We start from the raw sequence: 20330 nt of genomic DNA on the forward strand, positions 1-20330 counted from the left end.
ACCCACGTGGACTGAAGCGCCAAGAATGGTCATGCCATCTGCTGCAGCCGGATCTGCTGCTCGGAGCGGCGGGTTTCCGTCAGGAGCCGCGAGGCAAGCAGCCTTGCAGCGGCGATGTCACCTGCCGCGCCGTCCCCACGCAGCAGCACCTGAACAGCCGCGGCCTGCATCAGGTCATATGCCATGCGCCAGTCCCAGGCACCGCCGGCATCGCTGCCATGGAACGTCTCGCGCATGATACGCGCGAGCGCTGAACTGCGCAGGGGCTGGTTGTCGACCTCCGCGCCGATCTGCGCGAGGGCAGAGGTGAGGTTAGCGTCGGATTCAACAGGATTGGGGAGCGTTGAGAGAGGCTTGGACATGGGGAATTCCTTTGGATCAGGGTCTGAGTTCCAAAGGACAAAAAGCCCGCTTTGACTTTTCAGGATGACTGGGTCAGACCGCGCTGACCTCCAAGGCTTGGTCAGGACTTGGGTTCGACCTGCCGCTTCGCATCAATCAATGCCTGTGCAGCCTGCATCACCTGAACCTGAGATGTTCCCGAGCGTGCATCCTCCAGCGCGGCCTGTACCTGCGCGCAAAACCACGCGTCATACGCGTCCGCTTCAGCAGCCACGGAAATGCTCTTCAAGACCTATATCCAGCAGCTTGCCGAAGTCATCGGGCATGTCTGCAACGCGCACATCAATTGGGAAACGGTGCCCCGTCAGATGAGGCGCGCCTTGTTCATCAGTGCCGAAATCCGGCCCTTCCTTATCCGTTGGGTCCATTGCGATTTCTCCCACTTTACTATGGGTTGTTACTACATCATCCAGCGTGGTGACATAAACGGCAATGCCATTGTGGTCAAATCAAGTCGGGCCACTTAGGAATCGAATGCCGGAGGGGGCAGAATCCTGCGTGAAGCTCAAAGCCGCCGTTCATTGAAAGCGCGGCGAAATCTGACTCAGAGCCCAGAGTCACAGATGCTGCACAGTGCACGAATGGCTGCTTCGGCAGAAAGCGCAATTGCGATCAAGCGCGGTGAATCGTTATGTCAGATAAATGAGGAGTGAACCAACGGAGGTCGTCGTGGCTTTGCTCGATAAGATAATCTGGCAGACCGAAACTGCACTCGGTGAAGCAATCACTCTGACGCTGCTATCTGACAGATGCGCAGTCAGCCCATATCATATGTGCCGTGTGTTTCAGCAAGGCATGGGCATGTCCATCATGTCATATGTGCGGGGTCGTCGTCTGTCTATTGCGGCCCGCACAATAGCTGAATGCGATGAGGTCATTCTCAACATCGCACTTGATGCGGGCTATGCGTCTCACGAAGCGTTCACACGTGCTTTTGCGTGTTATTTCGGCGTTCTGCCAAGCACAATCCGCACTGCACGTTCTGTCTCACTGCTAACTCTAATGGAGCCTCAGAAAATGAAAATGGATATGATCGTTGATGTAGCAAAACCTGACATGCGGGACCTCAAAGCCTTTCGTGTCGTCGGTTTAAGTGCGCAGTGCAGCTTTGAAGATACCAGTGCCATTCCCAGCCTGTGGCAGACGTTCAATGCCAAAGAGGACGACGTGGTCGGCGCGGTGGATGGCGCTGCATACGGGGTCTGTTGTGATGCAGATGAAACTGGCCGCTTTCGCTACTTGGCGGGTGTCGAAGCCCCGGAAAAAACCAAAGGCATGGACGACGTTGATTTACCTGCAGGTCGCTATGCCGTCTTTACCCATACTGGACATGTTTCGGATCTTCCAAAGACGACTTACACGATATGGAACAAGAGCCTCCCCGATTTGGGTTTAGAGCCCACTAAGGCACCTGATTTTGAACGGTATGACAGACGGTTCGACCCCCAAACGGGTCGCGGCATCGTAGAGATTTGGATACCTGTTTCGTAGACCCAACTCATCCAAAGGGGACATTCTCTGCGGGTAAGGGAATGTCTGAAAAGTCCGCACCTTACCAGTTCATATACGTTGCAGCGAACGGCAGGTGTACGGATAGGGAGGGACTTCTGAGAAGTTCATCGTACCAGCCATATGACACACCAATGTCGCCTATTTCACTCGGCCCAAGGGTGACGGGAGATTGAAACGCTGAACGACCCCGTTGCTGGCAGCCTTAACGGGGATTCTGCTCCCTCCGGCATTCGACCCCACTTACCGATCGGGCACCGCTTCAAGGGAAGTTTCGAACCGCTTGTCCGCCGCCGCTGCTTCTTTCAAGAGCGCGTCGAAATTGTCAGGTGGATTGCCATCTTCCAACATCCCTTTGAACGTCGCATAGGCATCCGTCTTGCTGCCGTAGGCGCGCAGGGTCTTGTCGTCGTTCACCCAGGCCACCACGATGACCTTCGCATCGCTGTTGAACCGATAGAACAGCCGATACTGCTGGAAGAATTTCGCCCGGAACCAGTGCTTGCGGTGATCGCCGAGTGTGCCGCCTTGCCGGAAGGCGGCAGCACCCGGATCTGCCGGTATGGCCTCGGTAACCAGCTTGAAGATGGCGGCCAGCCGTTTCGTCGGGTTTTTCTTGCGCCAGGTCTTAGGATCGCGTGCCTTACGCGCCTCGACCTCTTCAATCAGCCCTTCGAGCTGATCCAGAAAGAGCGGATGCGCATAAATCGACCATCCGTTTACGACAAGGGGCGCTTGGGCGGGCACGCTATCGCCGCTCATTCATCCTCGAGCGATAGCGGCGCATCGAGATCGACGTCAACGTCTCCGACCAGTGCTGCAAGACGGTCATGCAAAGCCCCATCGAACGCCCGAATGCGGTCCGGATGCGCCTTGATATCGGCCTCGACAAAATCGAGAAAGGCTCCGAGCACGGGATCTTCCTCGTCGCTGCGCACGGGCTCGATATAGACCCTGCCACTCGGCTCGGTGCGGTAACGAATCTGGTCGCCCTTGCCCAGCTTGAGCTGTTTGCGCACACCCGCCGGCACGGTCGTCTGATACCGATCCGTGAGTTTCGAGACATCTTGTGCGAGGGCTGTCATGGCAGTCTCCTGAAGAAAAGGGGCTTTGCTGCCCGCGATAGGTAATGCATTTGCATTGCCTTGTCAAGATTAGACGCAGGATCTGCTGTCACCGGGCAGGTCGATGAACCGTCCGGCGCTGACCTATTCTCGCCCCGCCAGAAACTCCGCCAGCACGGGACTGGCCTCGCCCTTTGCGGAGCTGAGCAGCTCCGAACCCGCAAGCGAGGCCTTCGACAGGCGTACGAGCCCGCCGGTTTCCTCGATGCAGTAGCAGCGGCGCTTTTGTTGCCCGCGCCAGTAGTGCGTCGCGGTGACAATCTGGCAGATGCTGCCATCGGTGAGCGTCACGGGTGCTGCGAGTTTGATCTTGTCTCCCTCCTCGTAGTCCGGGATCGCAGCCCAATCCCGGCAGCGCTGGCGCCAGGCATGAGCATAGCTGTCTGGGTCTTTCAGCTCGGACAGCAGGGCCAATAGGCTCAGTGGCGCGCGGGATTCGACCGGTCCCGCGCTTTCCTCCATGTCCTTGTAGCCCCAGCAGCCGTCATCATATCGGGTAAGGAATACGGCGGCGAAAGTGATGGAGCCATCCGCATCGGTGACATAGGTCGTGTCTTCGACAGGGGTGCCGTCGATATTTGTGACTTTTGCCGCCGCGTACCAAGTCGAACCCACCTTGCAGGCTTTGACCAGTTCCGTCTTGCGCCTTTCGCCCTCGAAGGTGCACAGCCGAGCAATCTCCGCTTTCTCATCCGCGTAGGTCTGGACGCGGCCGTCGGTGTAGAAGAGCCAACCCATCACGCCGCCCTCCGGTCATCGATTTCCATCAGCGCATCGAGCGGCACGCGGTAGGGCTGCATGGCGTCGAAATCCTCGCAATTGCCGCAGTTCTGCACGATCGCGAAGGTATCGCAGGCATCCTTGAGGATGACCCGGAAGGTGCCGCCGAGGCCCGAGGGCACTTCGTAGGTCCCGCCGATGAGATAATCCAAGGCCCGGCGCACGAAGACGCGGATGCTGTGGCCATCGGTGGCCAGCCGGATGGCCCCCCGCCCCCGGTCGATGAGAACCTGCACATCGTCGAGGATGTCGGTGTAGAACTGGCCGGTCAGATCGCGAAACGCCATGCGGCGCTGCGCCATCCAGTCGGTATCCCGAAACGGGTTCATGCCGTCGGCAAAGGCGAAGGAGGGATCGGCCTGTTCGGTGGTGACGATACGGGTGGTCGTGCCATCGATGCCGTTCGAGCGCAGATGCACACCATTGCCGACGATCAGGATCAGGGCGGGCCTGTCCACGGGCCCGTTCCAGTTGGGCAGGAAGGTCTTGCAGGCGCGCGCATGGGCGATTTGCGCCGCGACTGCGGAGGCAGAGAACTTGAGAATAGCCATGGGGATGTCTTTCCGTTGGGTGTGGGAGGGTCGACCCGCGCGGGTGGCATGGCCCACGCGCGGGTCGCGTGATGGCTCAGGCCGCTTGCGCGACCTCGCTGGCAGGCTCCGGAGTTTCCACGGTGGGCTCCGCCTCCTCAAAGGCGACACCGGCGGTCTGCATCATCGGCGGGCACCAGGCGGCCACGGCAGCTCGCTGCGCGTCCGTGAGTGTGGCGAAGGGTTCGGCGAAGAGCTTGTCACAAAAGGCGATGATCTCCTTCTTGCTCGACGGGGCCAGTGTCACCGCCTCCTGGGCGAGACCCAGATCTTCGCCGAGGATCCTCAGGAGCCAGGCCTTCTTGAAGCGGTTGAAGAGCGCCGCATTCGGCGTCCAATGGGCGCGGATGTCGGGCATGATCTCGATCTCGAACGCATGCATCAGGCTGTCGCGCTGGCGGTCCCGCGCGAAGCAGGACTGCGTGGTGCTGGCGGTTGCAAAGGCGACGAGCTTGGCCTTCTCGCCTGCCTCCAGCGCGCGGAACGCCGCGAACTGATCGGCAGGGGACCGGGTGTCATCGAGCCAGGAGAGGTCCAGCACATCATGCGCCGCCGCCACCTGCTCAAGCGAGGTCTCGTCGATCTCGTCCATCTTGGCATGGCTGCGGTATTCCTTGCGGGCATCGATCTTGATCGCCTGCGTGACACTCATGCCACTGGCCAGAACGTCACTGACCAGCTTGAAGAGCGTCAGATCGAGCGTGGCCTCCGGATGCAGCGCCATCGCGGCCCCGAGCGCCATGGCCCGCTCGGTCTTGAGGTCCTCAGCAAGCGAGGCTGGATAGGTGATTTCTCCAGCGTCGGGGACTTCCTCCCCGGTGGTGTTGGTCGAGGAACTGCGCGCGCCCTCCTCTTTCACGGTGTCCTCGGGGCGCACGAGGCCGATATGGAGCGTCACCTGCCCGTTCGACCAGGACGCAATCACACCGGCGCGGGCGAGGTCCTCGGCGCTATAGGCCTCCTGCAGATCGCGGGCTTCCTCTTCCAGAGCGTCCATGCGCTCGTAAAGGGCATTGTAGGCATCGTCTTCGAGCCCCTCATCCTCCATCTCGAGTTGCAGTTTCTCAAGTTCAGCGGTGATCTCATCCACGCGCTTCTGGGCGGTCTCATCCGGCTCGACGGGTCCTGGGTAGACGCGGCCATATTCGGCCATGGTCGCGTAATCATAGCGCACCATTGCATCGGCCCAGGCAAAGCCCAGCTTTATGCGAGCCTCTTCGGCGGCGGCCCCGAGCTTCTCGAGTAGGATGGTTTCGACCAGCGCCGCATCCTCGAGCACCGAATGCTCTTCCAGCAGATCGGCCGCGATCGCTCCGCCGCGGGCCTCATAGTCCTCGCGCACGAAGGCCCCGATATCGTCGCTGACCTGGACGCCGCGGGACTTGAGCGCCTGGCGGACTGTATAGGCCTGCAGGTAGCTATCTTCCTTGGTGAGCGCCTCGAAGACCTCGCGCTGCACCTCCTGGCTCGGATGCTCCGCAAAGGCCTTCATCGTGTCGAGCGTGATGGTCTTGGCCCGGGCCGCGGCGCGGATCTCGGGGTGGATCAGACCGTAGCGCAACCGGCCTTTCACGGCCGCCACCGTGGTGCCGAAGGTCTTGGCGATCGTCTCGGGCGTCTGGCCGTCGACTTCCATCATCCGGGCGAAAGCCTCGAACTCGTCGATGGCGTTCATCGGCGCCTGGGTGATGTTCTCGGCGAGCGACAGGGCAGTGGTGACGTCGCAGTCGTCAGGGACAAGCCGACAGTCGACCTTGGTTTTCGCAGTGAACCCTTTGCTGGCATTGTCGGCGATCAGCTCCTTCAGGGCTGCATGGCGCCGGCCGCCGGCGAGGACGGCGTACTTGCCGTCGAGCTTCTGGACAAGAAGCGGCTGGAGCAGGCCCAGCACAGCGATGCTCGCCTTCAGATGCGCGATATTCTCGGGCTCATAAGTTTCCGGGGAGTTGCTGCGCACGTTGGCGGGATGCGGGACCAGATCGCCGATGGCGACGGTGAGGGGGGCAAAACTTGTGGTCATGGGATATCCTTCCAGATGGGTTAGGTGTGGCCCGCGCCTCTACGCGCGGGACCAATCCCCGGCTTCGGGGATCACCACGAAAAAAGGCCCGCTTTGCTTTTTTTGGGGGCAGCGGGCCTTAGTCGTCTGAGATGTCACGGGAAGCGTTCCCTGCCCTTCTACCAGTCGCGCGCCAGCATGACGGTCAGCACGCGCATTGTGGTCACGGGATTGCCCGGGGTCTCGGCCCCGTAGCGGAAATCCGAATCCGCTTCATAGAGATCGATTTTCCAGAACACGGTCTCGCCGCGGATCTCGACCGCGCCGAAATCATGCCATCCCTCCGGGTCGTTCTCGGGCTCAAACGTGGCGAACTCACCGGTGGCCTTCACCGCCTCGGCCATAAAGCCGTCACCCGCCTCCATAAGCGAGCGGGTCACATGCATTCGGCCCTGGATGGGCTGCGCGGGCGGCACTCCAAGGCACGCGAGCTTGCGAAACGCGTCGTTCTGCGCCGCAATAACACTCGGATCCGGGCGGTCTGGCTGGGGTTGAACGGTCATGGACATGGGGATCTCCTTTGAGAAGTTGAAACACCCTTCCCAAAGCCAGCTTTTTCTTTTCCGCTTGGCGGAGAGAGACCACACGTGGCCTACCTGAACGGATCCAGAGGTCGGTGCAGTGGCACATAGCACCGGTTCACTTCGTTTGCGCCTATATCTTCTGAAGCCAGCGTTTTTCCTTCATAATTTACGCTGAACGACTGACGTCCAAGGCATCCAGAATGGCCTTGCCAAACGCTTCGTCCGACACGTCTTCCGGCAAGACCGTATCTTCATGGCCGCGAATGCCCTCCCAACTGGAACGCCCGCGATAGCGCCATGGCTTGAGCCTGATCTTTGCGTCCTGCAAGGTTAGCGTCACGCTCCCTGCGCCGTTGTACAGCGCTTTCAGTGTCTTGACACCCGCGCGCGCCTTCTCGGCTTCATCCAACGCCTTGATTTCCTCTTTTGTCGGAAACCGCATGATTGATTCCCATTCCGGGTGATCGGGCGTTATGAAACGGCTCGCCATGAGCGCCGCACGCGCTTCGCGCCCAATATCTTCTGCATTCATGTTTGGCTCGAGGTATTCATTGTAACCCTTGGGATCAGGGCATCCCGAGCGATAGACCGCAAATGAGACAATCTTGGTGAAGGCGCGATGGGCATTAATGATTGCGTCCTTGGACACCTTGGGAGGCTTGGCGCGTTTTTTCCGCTCCGCCGCTTCAGCACGCCGTTTCGCGATCCATTCTTCTGTGGTTAGCACTTTTCTCATTGGATACGGCTCACTTCTACGTCGATCCCCAAACTCTCAGCGTAGTCTATCGCCCGTTGAATTTGAGTAAACTGTTCCGGGGTGGTGTCATTTGGAATAGCGAGTTCGAGGCGTTTTAGGTCGATTTGGTCAGGACGTAATGGGAAGGCATTGAGATTGGACCCATCAAAGCCGTCGATTTGATCAATGTATCGTTTCAAAGCACCATAGATTCGGCTGGGGCGGTCTACATATCCCGGCGCGCGTGTGTCCAGCGTTTTTGCGCTTGTCGCGATGCCTGCATCACGGTCCCAGAAATCGAAGGCCTTAAAACTGTCAGGTGTACGATCTCCCAAGTGCCCTGGCAGTTCCAAGTGATCTTCCCAAGGCCCGCCTTGTTCTTTGATCGGACCGCCCCACTGGATACCGAGATTGTCGATTGTGTCCCAGCCGGGATCGGATGGCAGACGACGGGCGTTTTGTGCTTCATCCAATAGTTCGTCACGCAAACGGTCGGGATCAGTCGTATCACCGCTCTTCCCTCTGCGGCGCAAAGCTCTCGCGGCCAACCCAGCGGGAGCAATGGCCGTGAACATCAACGTTCGCAGATATCCGCGCTCTCGCGCCGCTTCTTGAACTTGAGCCAGCGTCGCGCGACACAAGAGGTATTCGGACAAGACAGTGTCTGGGCGTTCTTCTACCGCTGCAACATATTCCGCAAATGCGTTGGCCGTTTCCGGGAACTCGCGCCAAAACTCCTTGATTTCTTCGATGCGATTGTCGCGGGCCAATCGCATTTCATCTAACTCAGCTTGTTCCGTTGGCGAAATCGACCCTGCTTCTTCCCGCTCTACAAGCGTGTCGAACCGTCGAACCCATCTATAGTCTTCCGGAATTTCGCGTAGAGTTTGCCAGATGCCAGAAAGAGCGTCCTTGATAGCGGCCCAGATACCATCCTCTACGCCTTCGGCATGAGCGATCTGCGCCGCAACGATGTCCGGTTTGCACTCCGGTTCTTCAAAAAGATTCGGTTCGGCAAAACACCGGCAGTTATAGGCTTGCCCGGGATGGCCGGTTTCGGGCGGATTGTCCCAAACAAAGACCTTATCGTCATTCTCGGCATGTACATAGCGTACTTTGTCGTCGTCACGGGACCGCCAGATGTACTGATCAATCCCAAGGGCGCGTTGTCTGCGTTCATTGATCAGCCCGGAGAATGACGTGATCAGGTTTTCTTCCATCGCACGGCGGACGGAGTTGAAGCGACTTGGCCGCTCGCCATGATCGGCCCAGATCGTTTCTAACCGCTCCGACCACGCTTGAATCGCCGCGGCTTTGTCGCCTGAAACATCCGCCAAGTCGGCAGCGGATAAAGGAACTTGAAACCCATCGCGAGTGAACCGCAGCAGGAGGTCAACGTTGATCTGATCGGCAAAGTCAAGATTCGTGGCAAACTGCTGCTGCAAAGCGGCGAGGCCGGGGATATCTGCTTTGCGCGATAGCGGGCGCACAACCACCCCATTCGTGTGGCGAGACAATACATAGCCGCCGCTCCCGCCTGACCTTAGAAATTGGGTAAACTTCGTTTCCATGAACCACGCCGCATCCGAATGAACGGGGGGCATCATCGTGGAACACGGTTAACAGGACGGAACTAGACCGTTCGGTCAAGAATCGACTTGTTTATCATTTTTATCATTGCGGTCATTCACACGTTACGCTGTCTCTGTTCGCATTGGGGACTCAAAACCACCGCAGCGACGCCTAGGGTCAGGACTCATAGCCAGTAGATGACCGTGGCGGCGAGAGCGATGGCGGAGAGGAAGACCTTCAGGCACCTGTCGTATCGCGTGGCCACCCGCCGCCAGTCCTTGAGTCTGCCGAACATGATCTCGATCCGGTTTCGGCGTTTGTAGCGGCGCTTGTCATACTTCACCGGTGTCTTCCGCTGCTTCCGGCCTGGGATGCAGGCGCGTATCCCTTTGTCTTTCAACGTTTCGCGGAACCAGTCGGCGTCGTAGCCGCGATCCCCGAGCAGCCAGTCGACATCCGGCAGACTGTCGCAAAGCGCCCGCGCACCGATGTAGTCGCTGACCTGTCCTGCAGTTACGAACAGCTTGAGAGGGCGTCCCTGGCTGTCGCAGATAGCATGTAGTTTCGTGTTCATGCCGCCCTTGGTCCGTCCGATCAGGCGACCGCGCCCCCCTTTTTGACGCCCAGACTGGACGCCGTGCGGTGGGCCTTCAGGTAGGTCGCGTCGATCATCACGGTCTTCTTCTCGCCGTGCCCGGCAGCCAGTCCGACCATCATTTTCGCGAAGATGCCTTTGTCGCTCCAACGTTTCCAACGGTTGTAGAGCGTCTTGTGAGGACCGTATTCCTTAGGCGCATCACGCCATCGCAACCCATTGCGATTGATGAAAATAATCCCACTCAGGACGCGCCGATCATCGACGCGAGGCTTGCCATGGGACTTCGGAAAGTAGGGCTCCAGACGCGCCATCTGCGCATCGCTCAGCCAGAAGAGATCAGACATGTTCACCGCTCTGTTTTCGCGCGGTGAATCATGCCCTTCTGCTGAAATCAATGGGTCCTGAGCCTAAGTGTCGGTTGGGGTCCAAGATCGGCAAGGTATATCGGCAATCCCAACCTGACCGCAGCAGTCTTTGGCATATTATCAATGACCTATGTGATGTTCTCGACCGGCAAAGAAGCGCGCCTAATTCAACTTTTTAGGCCCAAAAATCAGGTTATCCAACGTTCAGAGCAATGCAGCGTTACGGATTGGCATGGGAAACGAAGGCACAGCGCCTCCTGACAGCTTGAAATTCAGCAATATTGTCGCTATATACCGTCAGCATCACTGTAGGAGCATAGATCATGCACATCACGAACTTTGCTGAAGCTGGGCAATTCGAACCGCGCAAGATCGCCGCGGTGCTACGCACGTCAGCAGAAGAGATTGCATTGACCGTCGGCTTGGGCAAAGACGCGTTGCAGAGGCGAACCCGCATCGGTTCGGACAAGACGCAGCGCCGCCTGCGCGAATTGGTAGAGGTGCTGAATAAAGTCGAACCCCGCTTCGGCTCGGAACTGATGGCCTATGCATGGTACCGGTCAGAGCCCCTGCCCGGCTTTGATGGCCGAACAGCCATGCAGCTGGTGCAGGAAGGCAAAGCGCAGCAGGTTCTTGAATACATCGATGCAATCGATGCGGGCGTCTTTGCCTGATGCCTTTGAAAGACGGACGCTACACAGGGCCACTCTTTCGCGCCCTGAACCCGGTCTATGCCCGCGCGCCACTTTCCGGACGCGGCGCCGAACTCCATGGAGGGCGCTTTAACGCAAAGGGCACCTCTGCCCTCTACACCTCGCTGGATCCCGCGACCGCTCTTAGAGAAGCCAACCAGGTCGGCAGCCTGCAACCCACGATCCTGGTGTCCTACAAGGCCGACCTTGGGCCTATTTTCGACACGCGCGATCAGGACGGACTTGAACGGTATGGCACGACGGCGGTGATGCTTGCCGACCCTGCATGGCGCATGAAGATGCTCGATGGCCAACCTGTGCCAACACAGAATTTAGCAAGCGCCCTCATTACGGATGGGTTTGCAGGGCTTTTGATCCAGAGTTTTGCGAAGGGCGCGTCGTTATCGGACCTCAACATCGTCCTGTGGGCCTGGACTGGCAATTTAGGTTCTTTAGAAGTTGTGGATGACGAAGAGCGGCTGTCACAAATGTGAGGTGATTGGCAAACATGTTCACGGGATGTCTTCGTCGTATGCCGCACCTGTGGACAGCCTCTCTACGTCGCTGTCAGGGAATAGCTGGTACTACGTCCGCCAGCCTCATCTTTCTCAAGGGCGCCCAGGTCGATCAGATCGAGGATGTCGCGATATGCCGTGTCTTGTGAGCATTTTTCGATCTTCGCGTATTTAGACGTCGTGAGCTTTCCTTCGAACCCATCAAGCAGGCGGTTGAGCATGTCCCGCTGGCGGTCGTTTATGTTGGCCGCTCCGTATTTCTCCCAGAACCGCGCCTTCTGGAATACTGCCTCGAGGATGATCTCTGCGCCGTCGAATGCTCGATCCAGGCAATCCAGAAACCAAACGAGCCACGCCGTGACATCAAGCCCCCCTTTCTGTGTCGTCTCGAGCATATCGTAATAAGCGCTGCGCTCCTGCCGGATTTGCGTTGACATGCTGTAGAACCGCTGTGAACTGCCCTCGGATCGCGCCAACGCCATATCCGCGATCGCGCGCGCAATGCGGCCGTTGCCATCATCGAAAGGATGGATCGTAACGAACCAAAGATGGGCAATTGCGGCATGGATGACTGGGTCCGTGTCGGGTGTCTGATTGAACCAGGACAGAAAGCGCGCCATCTCAGTGTCGAGCCGCGCGGCTTCCGGCGCCTCAAAATGCACCCGTTCGCGGCCATAGGGTCCTGACACAACCTCCATGGGGCCATCACGCCAATTTCCCACGCTGATCCGGGTCATTCCGCTTCGCCCGGTCGGGAAGAGGGCCGCATGCCAGCCGAACAGACGCTCAGCGTCCAGTGGCTGATCATACGCCTGGGTCGCGTCCAGCATCATCTCGACAACCCCATCAACATGGCGATCAGACGGGATCAGCCCGCCAATCTCGAGACCCAGCCGTTTTGCAATTGAAGAGCGAACCTGATCCTTGTCGAGCGTCTCCCCTTCGATCTCGCTGCTTTTGACGACATCACTGGTCAGTGTTCTAAGCATCGCCTCGTTGCGGAGATCAAAGCCAAGACCCTGCATGCGTCCCAAGAGCTTGCCTTGACGGTGGCGGACCGCCGCAAGTTGTGAAGACAGCTTGGCCTTGTCCCAGGTAAACTTCGGCCAATCAGGGATCTCGTGAATGTAGGTCATATTTTACGCATTCCTTGCGGAGATTATACCGCACAATCTCCGCAAGACAACAATAACCGCCGCAAAAACTGCGGAGAATATAGACGGCAATCTCCGCATGCCCCACTTGGAACATGGACCGCGGGACAATTGCTTCCCTCCCATCAAGCCGCCTGTCCGCTCAACCGGCCATAGAAGCTGCGCTCGAGATGCAGCTCCCCTGCCCCGGCCTTCTCGACCATACCGCGCAGATATCCGCCCGGAGACGCCACTTCGCCGGCGCAATGCTTGTCGAACGTGAGAACCAGCGCCGCAGTCGCGACTTGGGGCCCGAGACGGTCCTGCGCGAGGTTCCAAGCGTGCTCTGAGACGCCGATCATCGGCCTGAGCTGCCCGACAACGCGGTGAAGATCGCCCCAATCCTTTAGATACCCGCCCATATTGCGTGCCCAGGACGCAAATTCGGGACAAGCCTGCATCACGGTCGGCAAATCGAGCGCAGCACCACGTTTCTTCCGGGTTTCAGCAACCCAATCTCCCAACTCCCTATCAACCCGCTCCTCCGGTGGCGCATTGGGCACCACGCCAGCCGCTTGCTCAGTTTCTGAGCGATTACTGGTTACAGGATTAAGTTGAATTGTAGTTAGTATATGAGGGTCGGAATTGACCTCCCTGGGGTTCATTTCTTGAGTCTTCTGAAGCACTTGTTCACTGGTTTCAGGCATGTTTTCCACAACCTCATCCACACGAACTGCCTTGAGATAGGCTGCCTCGACGCGCTCCTGGAGTTCCCTGAACCATTCCAGAAGCCGCTCAAGCGTCTCAGAGGCCGTGTTCCGGCGTGGCAGGCGGTCCAAGAGATCCTCAAAGAGGCTTGAGAGCTGTGTCCAGGGGCCTCCCAGAGCGCTGCTGAGGGCCGCTTCGATCCTCGCTCGGATCATTCGGCGCGCAACTGTGATCTGGCGCTTCAGGCGCTGGCAGACTTCACGTTCGGCCTGCAGTTTTGCATGTAGCTGCTCAAACTCTTCGGCGCGGGCCGAGAGCGGCGACAAATCAAAGCCGTAGGCCTCGATGATACGGCCGTCAGCGTCCCTGTGGCCCCACCGCTTGCCATTAGGGCTGTCCTTGAAGGCAATCACGCCGATCTCGGCCAGACGCCGGGAATGGCGCTTGAGCGCCGAGAGCGAGAAGCCTGTTTGCTCCATCAGATAAGAGTTGGACGCCCAGACGATCGGACGCTGTCCCTCTTCCCAGTCCTGGGCTTGCGTGAATGCCCCAAGCGTGTCGAGAAGCAGCATGTCGCCAGCCTTGAGGCCTATATGCGCACCAACGCGTTTCACGGCGACAAAGGCCTGTGTTTTGGGCACGGCTGCTCTTTCACCAGCTTGTGCGTGCTGTTCAGCAACCGCCAGTCCGGCCGTCGCTTTGCGCCATCCCGAGGGTTGGTTGATATTGGAAATACCTCCGCCGTTCTGAGGCATGACTGTCCCAGTCGCTCCATGCGGAGCATCATTCAATTTTGTCATTTTTTATCTAGGCACAGAAAACCTGTTCGCCCGAAGACGTTTTTCGTTGTTTAGCGATTCGCGGGCTGCTAGGATTGTGGTGTGAAAACAAATCGCGCCTTGTGCGCAGCAGCCCTCGGGACTTCGGTTTCGAGGGTTTTCTTTTTGGTGCCGTTCTCCTTTTTGCTCGTTGCCTCTATCTTGGCGGTTAATAGCTGTTAACCGCCGCTATCCTTCGTGGCTCTCTGATTGGAACCGATCGAAGGAATCCTGAATGAGCTGGTCCAGATTCTGGTCCAGCCAATTCGCGAATCTCGTGTTCTCCCCTGCCCGCTTGACGGTCACTGAGAGTCCCGATTTTCCACTCTTGATCTGCACACCGGGAACAGGCGAGCGCTCCTCAACAGATCGCTCCTGCTTGCCTCGTTTGCCAATTTCTTTAAGGACGAGGTCCAGCCGCCCGTCGGAATCAAGGGCACCAGATTGACCAAGCACATCCAATACACGCCCCTCCGAAAGTTGGTCCTTCTCGAACGCTGTGGCGAGGGTCGTCCATTTGGGGCGCCCTGCGCCCGGGGCCGCGCCGATGGCTTCACCAACCGCCACGGGCACAAGCCGATTGATACGTTCAAACTGCGAAAGAGTGTTCTTACTGATCGCCAAAGCTTGGCATGCTTCCGCGCGGGAGTACCCCTGCTCCAGGATCGCCTGTGCGAACCGAACACGTTCATAGTAGCTTAGCTCCGCACGGCCGACATTCTCGAGCCCCTTCGCCATGAGAGCATCGGTATCATCGAGCGTGCGGATCAGAGCCCGCACCGGCATGCCTAGATGGCGGCATGCAAGTATGCGTCGCTGGCCATAGATGACTTCAAAATGACCGTCACGATCCTTTGAGGGGCGCAGAAGCACTGGAACTTGCTGTCCCGACTCAGCGATACTGGTGGCGAGATTCTGAATGGATTCATTTGGCGCGTCAATGTTAACAGCTGTTAACTCGATATCCAGCCGATCCTTCGGACCCCAGGCAAGGATCAAGTTGGTGTCGATTTCCTGAATGCCCCCAAGTCCTGCGCGGACCGAACCGATAGTTCCCTTCGGCAAGGTCCGATGGGCCCTGTCGGACGCACCCTCCTTTGACGCCTCGCTTGCCGCAGTGATCGCAGCCATGATACCGGTCTTATTCTTCCCCATTGCCATGACTAGCGCCCCCATGCCTGTTGAAGCATACCTGCGATCTCCGCACCTACTGCATCCATGCTGTTCTTTGCCCGATCGTAGGTCGACCGTGTCATCTCGGATCGTGCAACCTCATAGATCGACATCTTGAGCATCGACGCGTCGCCAATTGCCGTACTGCGTAGCCCCGTCGCTCCAACGACACGATCTTGGAACAGAGCGCGCATCAAACTCACAATCTGCTGACTAGGAATGTCGCTCGGATCGTCGCGCGTAATGAGAAAAGAGAAGAAGTCATGATCGAGCTTGACGCCCGTGTCCTCGATCACGCTGAGATAAGCGGATGTCATCTCAACAAACTGCTGTGTAGAGGCGAGGTCGAGCATGCTTGGCGTCATCGGCACGATGACAGAGGTCGCGGCATAAAGGCCGGTCAGAGTCAAAAACCCCAGAGCTGGCGGGCTGTCGATCACCACTACATCGTAGTCGCTCTCAACGGACTGGATCGCTAAACTGAGCTTCTCAAAAAACGCGACACCGCGTCCTGCATTGACCGCTGTTTCAGTCTCAAATTCGCTCAGCACAAGGCGGGCAGGCGCCAAATGCAAACCAGGGAAATAGGTTTCCACGACAGCTTCAGTCATCGGTACTGGATCGTCATAACGCAGTGCGTCGTAAATCGACGCGCCTTCGAACTCCAGTTCCGTTTGAATCCCGCAAAAGCCTGTGAGGCTCCCTTGTGGGTCCAAGTCAATCGCCAGCACCCGGTAGCCACTCAAAGCAAGGTAGTGACACAGATGGATCGCAGAGGTGGACTTTGCTGATCCACCTTTGAAGTTCATCAGCTGAATGACCTGAAGCTTGTCACCCTCACGACGCCCAGGAAGATACTTACCCGGCTTTCGAGAGCTTGCCTCCAGGAAATGGCGCGCTTGCAGGATTTCTTCCCCGGAATAAAAGCGTCGTCCATTCTTGATGACGTCCGGCTCAGGCAACGATCTGTCGCTATGGCACTTGCGCAGGAATTGACCGGTCACACCAAGCAGTTCAGCAGTCTCTGTTGCGCTGAATAGTCTCAAATTCTTACGCTGATCGGGTGCGTAGGCCTGTTGAAGATGCGTCGTGAGCGCGGTGTGTAGACGCGCGGCCATCTGGCTTGTAAGCTCGGATTGGGACGCCGCTTCGATGGGTGCCGTCTGAAACATAGTTGCAATTTCTCTGCTCGAACGCGCTTATTTGCGCAACTTGACTCTAATGGCCGTGATTCACCCTGTTAAGTCAAGGATTTTATCCACAATTTGTGCTGTTGAGCCCAAGCGCTACTAGGGGAGCCACGCACCTTCCCGAGTTAACAGCTGTTAACAGCACACACAAACTTGTGGTTCAAGAGTGCATCTGGCGCAGACTGGGTATCGCTAACGCTCGGTTTCTCATCGGTGCCTTGACCGAAAATCCGCTTAGCGAGAGAAACAGCGAACCCAGACCGGATCGGACAACGCACCGAAAGACCCATGGCAAATCCCAGGGCCCAATTGGATCGACATCGCAATTACATTAATACTTGGGTGTCGGTCCCAAACGATCAGATCGAACGCACTTCATGAGCATGGATGGTCAAGCCCCTGTTGTCTGAGGCGTCAATGATCACCAGCAGGGTAGGGGGCATCGCGGCTTCTCGCGTCGCGGAAACAGCATCCGGCACAAAGCACGGCGTAAACGGGACAGTGTCGTAAACGAAGCAAAGCTTACCTATTGAGGGTTTTAGGTATACACGGGTGTTTCTCCATGCCTGAGAGGACACCATGCGAGTTGCCAAATGGGGAAGCTTCCTTGCCGTCCGGCTACCCGCGGATCTTGTGCGGGAACTGCGCCTAAAGGAAGGCGACCAGATCGACCTGGTAAAGGGAGACGGAACCATTCTAGTCGGGCGCCAACCTGGCGCCGATGAAGTTCTGCAAGGGTTAAGGCGGTTTCGCGGAAAACTGCCCAAGGCCGCGCGTCTAAGCCGCGACGCCACGCATTAACGCTGAAATCGCAGACATAAATGTTGTGCTCTACCTTCTCGACAATGGTCCAAAGGCTGAGAGGGCAGAGGAAATTCTGGGGCAGGGACCTCGGGCAAGCGCCCAGGTCCTCAACGAAGCGATGGTCGATTGTCGGCGGGAAGCTCTGCTCAGTTAGGAAGATACCGGAGCGTTTCTCGAGGGTATCCAGTCTCTGTGCCCGGTCGAGGACCTGACGGTCCAAACCCATCAAGTGGGTCGCGCGTTGGCAGAGAAGTACCAGCTTTCGGTCTATGACGCGATGATCGTGTCTGCCGCGCTGATAGCCGGGTGCACGGCCCTGTGGAGCGAGCACATGCACCACGGATTGCTGGTCGAAGATCGGTTGCGTGTCGTCAATCCATTTGGCTGACCAGCAACCCAAGTCGCTCCGCTCGTTCGAGCAACATCTTGACCGAAGACGGCTGCCATCTCGTTCGGCCACGTGGTGTGCGTTCCCGCATAGATTCCAACCGTTCACAGATCGCCTGAAGCGTGATGTCGGGATCTGCGCCCTTGATGGCGGCGACGATGGCGGGCAGCCGGTCGTCGGTTTCGCGGCGGTCGGCGCGGGCCAAAACTGTCTCGGGCAGGAAGCCGTCGCGGACATATGCCTTCACGGCGCGGAGCAGGCGGCTTTGGGTCCAATGACGATCTGGGGGCAGGGGGCCATTGATAATCCGTAGGACGTCTTCCCAGGCCATATCCGGCCGTAGGCGCCGCACGTGGGGCACCCAATCCTGCGCGGTTTCGTTCAAGCGCTCCATGTAGCCGTCCTGTCGTGCCAGCCGCACCTTGCGCAGCGCGGCGGGGTCTTTGGTTCGAAGCCCAGGATTGCCACCAACGCGCCCTTTGGCGCGCGCAGAGGCAAGCCCGGCCTTTGTGCGCTCACGTATCAGCGCGCGCTCGAACTCGGCCGCGGCGCCCAGAACCTGCAATGTGAATTTTCCTTGAGGGGAGGCGGTGTCGATTGGATCCTGCAGCGAGCGGAAGAAAGCTCCCTTGGCCTCCAGACGTTCGATCACCTCCAGCAAGTGCGACAGAGACCGCGCAAGCCGGTCGATCCGCACAACGACCAGCGTATCGCCGCTCTGGACGCGTTCGAGCACGCGTGCCAGCACCGGTCGCGCGCGATTGCCGCCCGAGGCGTGCTCTTCAAAGATCTCGGCACAGCCCGCAGATTGCAGCGCCTCGGACTGGGGCAAGGGGGTCTGATCCTCTGTGGAAACGCGGGCATAGCCTATCAGGGGCATGAAAACGGGGCCGATTGCAATTTCATATACCGTTACTAAACGACCATTTGGTCCCGATTTTTATGAGCCGTTCTTGCATTTTGGCAAACTTTGCCATACGTTGCCACCAGTAAGGGGATCACCATGGGCACCATGAATATTTCGTTGCCGGACCCGATGAAGAGCTGGGTCGAAGAACAGTCAAAAACTGGACGCTATGCCAATTCCAGCGACTATGTGCGCGACCTGATCCGGCGTGACCGCGCCCGTCGTGAGGCCATTACGGAAATTCAGGCCGCTGTCGACGTAGGTCTTGCCAGTGGCCCGGCCACCCCGCTGGATCGCAGCACGTTCAAGTCCCGGATGCGCGCCCAACATGCCGGAAAATAGCCGTTGGGTCATTCGATCCGCCGCTGAAACCGACATGTCCGACATCTGGCACTATGGCGCGGGCAACTGGGGCATGGCGCAGGCGGATGGTCTGTTTGCGCTCTTCGATCTGCTTGCCGACTTTCCGGAGATGGCACGGGATCGCAGTGAATTCACACCCGCATTACGTATCCACCCAAGCGGAGCGCATCTGGTGATCTACCGAGCGGACGGGCGGGGGATCGAGGTCATCCGCATATTGCATGCCCACCAGAACCTCACGGCCTATCTGCTGGAAGGCTGACTTCACAGCCCTGCGGCTTTGGTCAGGTTCACCCGGAACCGGTCACGGCGGCGCTGGTAGCGACGGGTCATCTCGGCCGAGGCGTGGCCAAGGTGCTTTTGGACGTAGCGTTCGTCGACCTCGGCAGAACTGGCGAGACCGGCCCGCAGGGAGTGACCCGAAAACAGCGCCAGGCGTTCTTTTTCGGGCAACTCGGAACGAATGCCGGCGTTTAAGACTGTGCTCTTGATCAGGCGCGCGACATGTTTGTCGTTCAGCCGCGTCTCCGATGCGCGTTTGCCATCGCGTGAGGTGCCGACGAAGACTGGACCGAAATCGATTTTCGCAAAGTGCAGCCATTGCGCGAGCGCATGGATAGGGCACGTCTGTTCCTCGGAGCCGCGGCCAATCTCGACCTCGCGCCAGCCGGTCTTGGCATTGAGGGTGAGCAGGGCGCCTTTGTCCAAGATCTCGATCCAGCCGCCAGAATCCGGCGTGTCGTCCTTGTGGACGTCCAGACTGACGATCTCGCTCCGCCGCAGGCCGCCGGCGTAACCAAGGAGCAGGATCGCCCGATCCCGTAACCCGCGCAGGTCGAAAGGAAGGGTGGCCACCATCGCGAGGATGTCTTCGGCAAGGATCGCTTCCTTCTGCACCGGCGGGCGCGCGTGCTTGCGCTTGATACCGGTCAACACTGTCGCGATGTGGCGGTTCTTGCGATCAAGGGAAAACCCGCGCTGCGCATAGTTCCAGGCGAGGCCAGAAAGGCGACGGTCAATCGTCGAGACGGACAGGGCAGGGGAGGGGCCCGACCCGGAGGCCAGATCGGCGAGGTAAAGCCCGATCATTTCGGATGAAGGAGGCAGCGGCTCCGAACCCTTCATCCGGCACCAACGTGCGAAATGCGCCCAGTCCTTTGCATAGGCCTTCAGCGTGTTGTCCGAGGCTGCGGCGCGCGCATAGTAGCGGGCGGTGTCGACCAGGCGATCGAGGTTGCCGGAGCTCGCCACAAAAGAAGGCAGGTTCAATGCCTTGCTGTCAGGGCGATCTCGCGCGTTATCCTCGCTGATCGAAGACCCGCCGAACGGCTCTGAGTGTCGGTCTGCCGGAGTTTTTGAGACTGCGATCCATTTGTTTTC

23 protein-coding genes and 2 pseudogenes are annotated in these 20330 nt (G+C 58.5%); 7 read left to right on the top strand and 18 right to left on the bottom strand.

All coding sequences use genetic code 11. From position 1 onward, the window contains the following. Positions 1–32: 32 nt before the first annotated feature. From A8B82_RS19745 to A8B82_RS24390, 3 genes and pseudogenes are all read right to left on the bottom strand, one after another. Positions 33–362 (bottom strand): annotated as a pseudogene (locus tag A8B82_RS19745) (strawberry notch family protein); the annotation flags it as partial. A 101-nt stretch (positions 363–463) separates the two neighbouring features. Beyond that, positions 464–631 (bottom strand): antitoxin PaaA2 family protein, encoded by a 168-nt coding sequence (locus A8B82_RS19750; protein ID WP_235604742.1) that lies wholly within the window; start codon positions 629–631, stop codon positions 464–466. After that, the gene (locus A8B82_RS24390; protein WP_162841720.1) at positions 606–770 is read right to left on the bottom strand and encodes a hypothetical protein; all 165 of its coding nucleotides are present in this window, start codon (positions 768–770) and stop codon (positions 606–608) included. The genes A8B82_RS19750 and A8B82_RS24390 overlap by 26 nt, the downstream gene beginning before the upstream one ends. A gap of 301 nt (positions 771–1071) precedes the next feature. On the opposite strand from A8B82_RS24390, the gene A8B82_RS19760 reads away from it, so the two are divergent. After that, positions 1072–1893: an AraC family transcriptional regulator gene (locus A8B82_RS19760; RefSeq protein WP_138069821.1), complete on the top strand. Its 822-nt coding sequence runs from the start codon at positions 1072–1074 to the stop codon at positions 1891–1893. A 261-nt stretch (positions 1894–2154) separates the two neighbouring features. On the opposite strand, the gene A8B82_RS19765 is transcribed toward A8B82_RS19760, so the two are convergent. From A8B82_RS19765 to A8B82_RS23710, 9 genes are all read right to left on the bottom strand, one after another. After that, complete coding sequence (locus A8B82_RS19765) at positions 2155–2673, bottom strand: type II toxin-antitoxin system YhaV family toxin (RefSeq protein WP_067296476.1); 519 nt, start codon at positions 2671–2673, stop codon at positions 2155–2157. Beyond that, positions 2670–2996: a type II toxin-antitoxin system PrlF family antitoxin gene (locus A8B82_RS19770; RefSeq protein WP_067296478.1), complete on the bottom strand. Its 327-nt coding sequence runs from the start codon at positions 2994–2996 to the stop codon at positions 2670–2672. Before A8B82_RS19770 ends, A8B82_RS19765 begins: the two co-directional genes overlap by 4 nt. A gap of 123 nt (positions 2997–3119) precedes the next feature. Continuing rightward, the gene (locus tag A8B82_RS19775; protein WP_067296481.1) at positions 3120–3773 is read right to left on the bottom strand and encodes a DUF6927 domain-containing protein; all 654 of its coding nucleotides are present in this window, start codon (positions 3771–3773) and stop codon (positions 3120–3122) included. Further along, on the bottom strand, positions 3773–4366 hold the full coding sequence (locus A8B82_RS19780; RefSeq protein WP_067296484.1) for a regulator: 594 nt from the start codon (positions 4364–4366) through the stop codon (positions 3773–3775). Before A8B82_RS19780 ends, A8B82_RS19775 begins: the two co-directional genes overlap by 1 nt. Before the next feature lie 76 nt (positions 4367–4442). Next, the gene (locus tag A8B82_RS19785) at positions 4443–6425 is read right to left on the bottom strand and encodes a ParB/RepB/Spo0J family partition protein (protein ID WP_067296486.1); all 1983 of its coding nucleotides are present in this window, start codon (positions 6423–6425) and stop codon (positions 4443–4445) included. Between the two features lie 158 nt (positions 6426–6583). After that, positions 6584–6973: a DUF3768 domain-containing protein gene (locus A8B82_RS19790; RefSeq protein ID WP_067296489.1), complete on the bottom strand. Its 390-nt coding sequence runs from the start codon at positions 6971–6973 to the stop codon at positions 6584–6586. Positions 6974–7154: 181 nt separating this feature from the next. Then, entirely contained in the window at positions 7155–7724 is a 570-nt protein-coding gene (locus tag A8B82_RS19795) for a contact-dependent growth inhibition system immunity protein (RefSeq protein ID WP_082899393.1), read from the bottom strand. Beyond that, positions 7721–9295 (bottom strand): phage minor head protein, encoded by a 1575-nt coding sequence (locus A8B82_RS23705; protein ID WP_161489484.1) that lies wholly within the window; start codon positions 9293–9295, stop codon positions 7721–7723. Before A8B82_RS23705 ends, A8B82_RS19795 begins: the two co-directional genes overlap by 4 nt. A gap of 185 nt (positions 9296–9480) precedes the next feature. After that, positions 9481–10238, bottom strand: a protein-coding gene (locus A8B82_RS23710) for an IS5 family transposase (RefSeq protein ID WP_138069822.1) whose coding sequence is annotated in 2 segments (ribosomal slippage) — positions 9481–9917 and positions 9917–10238 — 759 coding nt in all. Because the reading frame shifts where the segments join, the coding sequence is not laid out codon by codon here. A 344-nt stretch (positions 10239–10582) separates the two neighbouring features. Here A8B82_RS23710 and A8B82_RS19815 point away from each other — a divergent pair. Beyond that, positions 10583–10933 (top strand): MbcA/ParS/Xre antitoxin family protein, encoded by a 351-nt coding sequence (locus A8B82_RS19815; RefSeq protein WP_067296498.1) that lies wholly within the window; start codon positions 10583–10585, stop codon positions 10931–10933. Continuing rightward, positions 10933–11445, top strand: a complete 513-nt coding sequence (locus tag A8B82_RS19820) for an RES family NAD+ phosphorylase (protein ID WP_067296501.1) — start codon at positions 10933–10935, stop codon at positions 11443–11445. Before A8B82_RS19815 ends, A8B82_RS19820 begins: the two co-directional genes overlap by 1 nt. Before the next feature lie 62 nt (positions 11446–11507). Here A8B82_RS19820 and A8B82_RS19825 read toward each other — a convergent pair whose 3' ends face one another. The 4 genes from A8B82_RS19825 to repA all read right to left on the bottom strand — a co-directional run bounded on the left by A8B82_RS19825 (position 11508) and on the right by repA (position 16470). Then, the gene (locus A8B82_RS19825) at positions 11508–12602 is read right to left on the bottom strand and encodes a Fic family protein (protein ID WP_067296503.1); all 1095 of its coding nucleotides are present in this window, start codon (positions 12600–12602) and stop codon (positions 11508–11510) included. 143 nt (positions 12603–12745) lie between these two features. Then, positions 12746–14062: a plasmid replication protein RepC gene (gene repC, locus A8B82_RS19830; protein WP_067296504.1), complete on the bottom strand. Its 1317-nt coding sequence runs from the start codon at positions 14060–14062 to the stop codon at positions 12746–12748. Between the two features lie 252 nt (positions 14063–14314). Beyond that, positions 14315–15256, bottom strand: a complete 942-nt coding sequence (gene repB / locus A8B82_RS19835) for a plasmid partitioning protein RepB (RefSeq protein WP_235604743.1) — start codon at positions 15254–15256, stop codon at positions 14315–14317. Between the two features lie 32 nt (positions 15257–15288). Then, a complete protein-coding gene (gene repA / locus A8B82_RS19840) occupies positions 15289–16470 on the bottom strand; it encodes a plasmid partitioning protein RepA (RefSeq protein ID WP_067296507.1) in 1182 nt (393 codons plus the stop codon). Between the two features lie 597 nt (positions 16471–17067). Between repA and A8B82_RS19850 the strand changes: the two genes are divergently transcribed. After that, positions 17068–17289 carry an AbrB/MazE/SpoVT family DNA-binding domain-containing protein gene (locus A8B82_RS19850; RefSeq protein ID WP_067296512.1) on the top strand — a complete coding sequence of 74 codons (222 nt, stop codon included), beginning with the start codon at positions 17068–17070 and terminating at the stop codon, positions 17287–17289. Next, positions 17285–17680, top strand: a pseudogene (locus tag A8B82_RS24730) (PIN domain-containing protein). The gene A8B82_RS19850 and the pseudogene A8B82_RS24730 overlap by 5 nt, the downstream one beginning before the upstream one ends. Here A8B82_RS24730 and A8B82_RS19855 read toward each other — a convergent pair. Further along, positions 17664–18560 carry a recombinase family protein gene (locus A8B82_RS19855; protein ID WP_067296514.1) on the bottom strand — a complete coding sequence of 299 codons (897 nt, stop codon included), beginning with the start codon at positions 18558–18560 and terminating at the stop codon, positions 17664–17666. The pseudogene A8B82_RS24730 and the gene A8B82_RS19855 overlap by 17 nt on opposite strands. A gap of 123 nt (positions 18561–18683) precedes the next feature. Between A8B82_RS19855 and A8B82_RS19860 the strand changes: the two genes are divergently transcribed. After that, on the top strand, positions 18684–18929 hold the full coding sequence (locus A8B82_RS19860; protein WP_067296517.1) for a type II toxin-antitoxin system ParD family antitoxin: 246 nt from the start codon (positions 18684–18686) through the stop codon (positions 18927–18929). Further along, the gene (locus tag A8B82_RS19865; RefSeq protein ID WP_067296519.1) at positions 18916–19212 is read left to right on the top strand and encodes a type II toxin-antitoxin system RelE/ParE family toxin; all 297 of its coding nucleotides are present in this window, start codon (positions 18916–18918) and stop codon (positions 19210–19212) included. The genes A8B82_RS19860 and A8B82_RS19865 overlap by 14 nt, the downstream gene beginning before the upstream one ends. Positions 19213–19214: 2 nt before the next feature. Here A8B82_RS19865 and A8B82_RS19870 read toward each other — a convergent pair whose 3' ends face one another. After that, positions 19215–20261, bottom strand: a complete 1047-nt coding sequence (locus tag A8B82_RS19870) for a tyrosine-type recombinase/integrase (protein WP_067296522.1) — start codon at positions 20259–20261, stop codon at positions 19215–19217. Positions 20262–20330: the final 69 nt, after the last annotated feature.

It is taken from the genome of Sulfitobacter sp. EhC04, assembly GCF_001650875.1.
In the GTDB taxonomy this organism is placed as follows: domain Bacteria; phylum Pseudomonadota; class Alphaproteobacteria; order Rhodobacterales; family Rhodobacteraceae; genus Sulfitobacter.

What these genes read in the sequence shown, in the direction of transcription:
- A8B82_RS24390 (WP_162841720.1), bottom strand. Translation starts at nt 770, where the DNA reads ATGGACCCAACGGATAAGGAAGGGCCGGATTTCGGCACTGATGAACAA.
- A8B82_RS19765 (WP_067296476.1), bottom strand. Translation starts at nt 2,673, where the DNA reads ATGAGCGGCGATAGCGTGCCCGCCCAAGCGCCCCTTGTCGTAAACGGA.
- A8B82_RS19770 (WP_067296478.1), bottom strand. Translation starts at nt 2,996, where the DNA reads ATGACAGCCCTCGCACAAGATGTCTCGAAACTCACGGATCGGTATCAG.
- A8B82_RS19775 (WP_067296481.1), bottom strand. Translation starts at nt 3,773, where the DNA reads ATGGGTTGGCTCTTCTACACCGACGGCCGCGTCCAGACCTACGCGGAT.
- A8B82_RS19780 (WP_067296484.1), bottom strand. Translation starts at nt 4,366, where the DNA reads ATGGCTATTCTCAAGTTCTCTGCCTCCGCAGTCGCGGCGCAAATCGCC.
- A8B82_RS19785 (WP_067296486.1), bottom strand. Translation starts at nt 6,425, where the DNA reads ATGACCACAAGTTTTGCCCCCCTCACCGTCGCCATCGGCGATCTGGTC.
- A8B82_RS19790 (WP_067296489.1), bottom strand. Translation starts at nt 6,973, where the DNA reads ATGTCCATGACCGTTCAACCCCAGCCAGACCGCCCGGATCCGAGTGTT.
- A8B82_RS19795 (WP_082899393.1), bottom strand. Translation starts at nt 7,724, where the DNA reads ATGAGAAAAGTGCTAACCACAGAAGAATGGATCGCGAAACGGCGTGCT.
- A8B82_RS23705 (WP_161489484.1), bottom strand. Translation starts at nt 9,295, where the DNA reads ATGGAAACGAAGTTTACCCAATTTCTAAGGTCAGGCGGGAGCGGCGGC.
- A8B82_RS19815 (WP_067296498.1), top strand. Translation starts at nt 10,583, where the DNA reads ATGCACATCACGAACTTTGCTGAAGCTGGGCAATTCGAACCGCGCAAG.
- A8B82_RS19820 (WP_067296501.1), top strand. Translation starts at nt 10,933, where the DNA reads ATGCCTTTGAAAGACGGACGCTACACAGGGCCACTCTTTCGCGCCCTG.
- A8B82_RS19825 (WP_067296503.1), bottom strand. Translation starts at nt 12,602, where the DNA reads ATGACCTACATTCACGAGATCCCTGATTGGCCGAAGTTTACCTGGGAC.
- repC (WP_067296504.1), bottom strand. Translation starts at nt 14,062, where the DNA reads ATGCCTCAGAACGGCGGAGGTATTTCCAATATCAACCAACCCTCGGGA.
- repB (WP_235604743.1), bottom strand. Translation starts at nt 15,256, where the DNA reads ATGGCTGCGATCACTGCGGCAAGCGAGGCGTCAAAGGAGGGTGCGTCC.
- repA (WP_067296507.1), bottom strand. Translation starts at nt 16,470, where the DNA reads ATGTTTCAGACGGCACCCATCGAAGCGGCGTCCCAATCCGAGCTTACA.
- A8B82_RS19850 (WP_067296512.1), top strand. Translation starts at nt 17,068, where the DNA reads ATGCGAGTTGCCAAATGGGGAAGCTTCCTTGCCGTCCGGCTACCCGCG.
- A8B82_RS19855 (WP_067296514.1), bottom strand. Translation starts at nt 18,560, where the DNA reads ATGCCCCTGATAGGCTATGCCCGCGTTTCCACAGAGGATCAGACCCCC.
- A8B82_RS19860 (WP_067296517.1), top strand. Translation starts at nt 18,684, where the DNA reads ATGGGCACCATGAATATTTCGTTGCCGGACCCGATGAAGAGCTGGGTC.
- A8B82_RS19865 (WP_067296519.1), top strand. Translation starts at nt 18,916, where the DNA reads ATGCCGGAAAATAGCCGTTGGGTCATTCGATCCGCCGCTGAAACCGAC.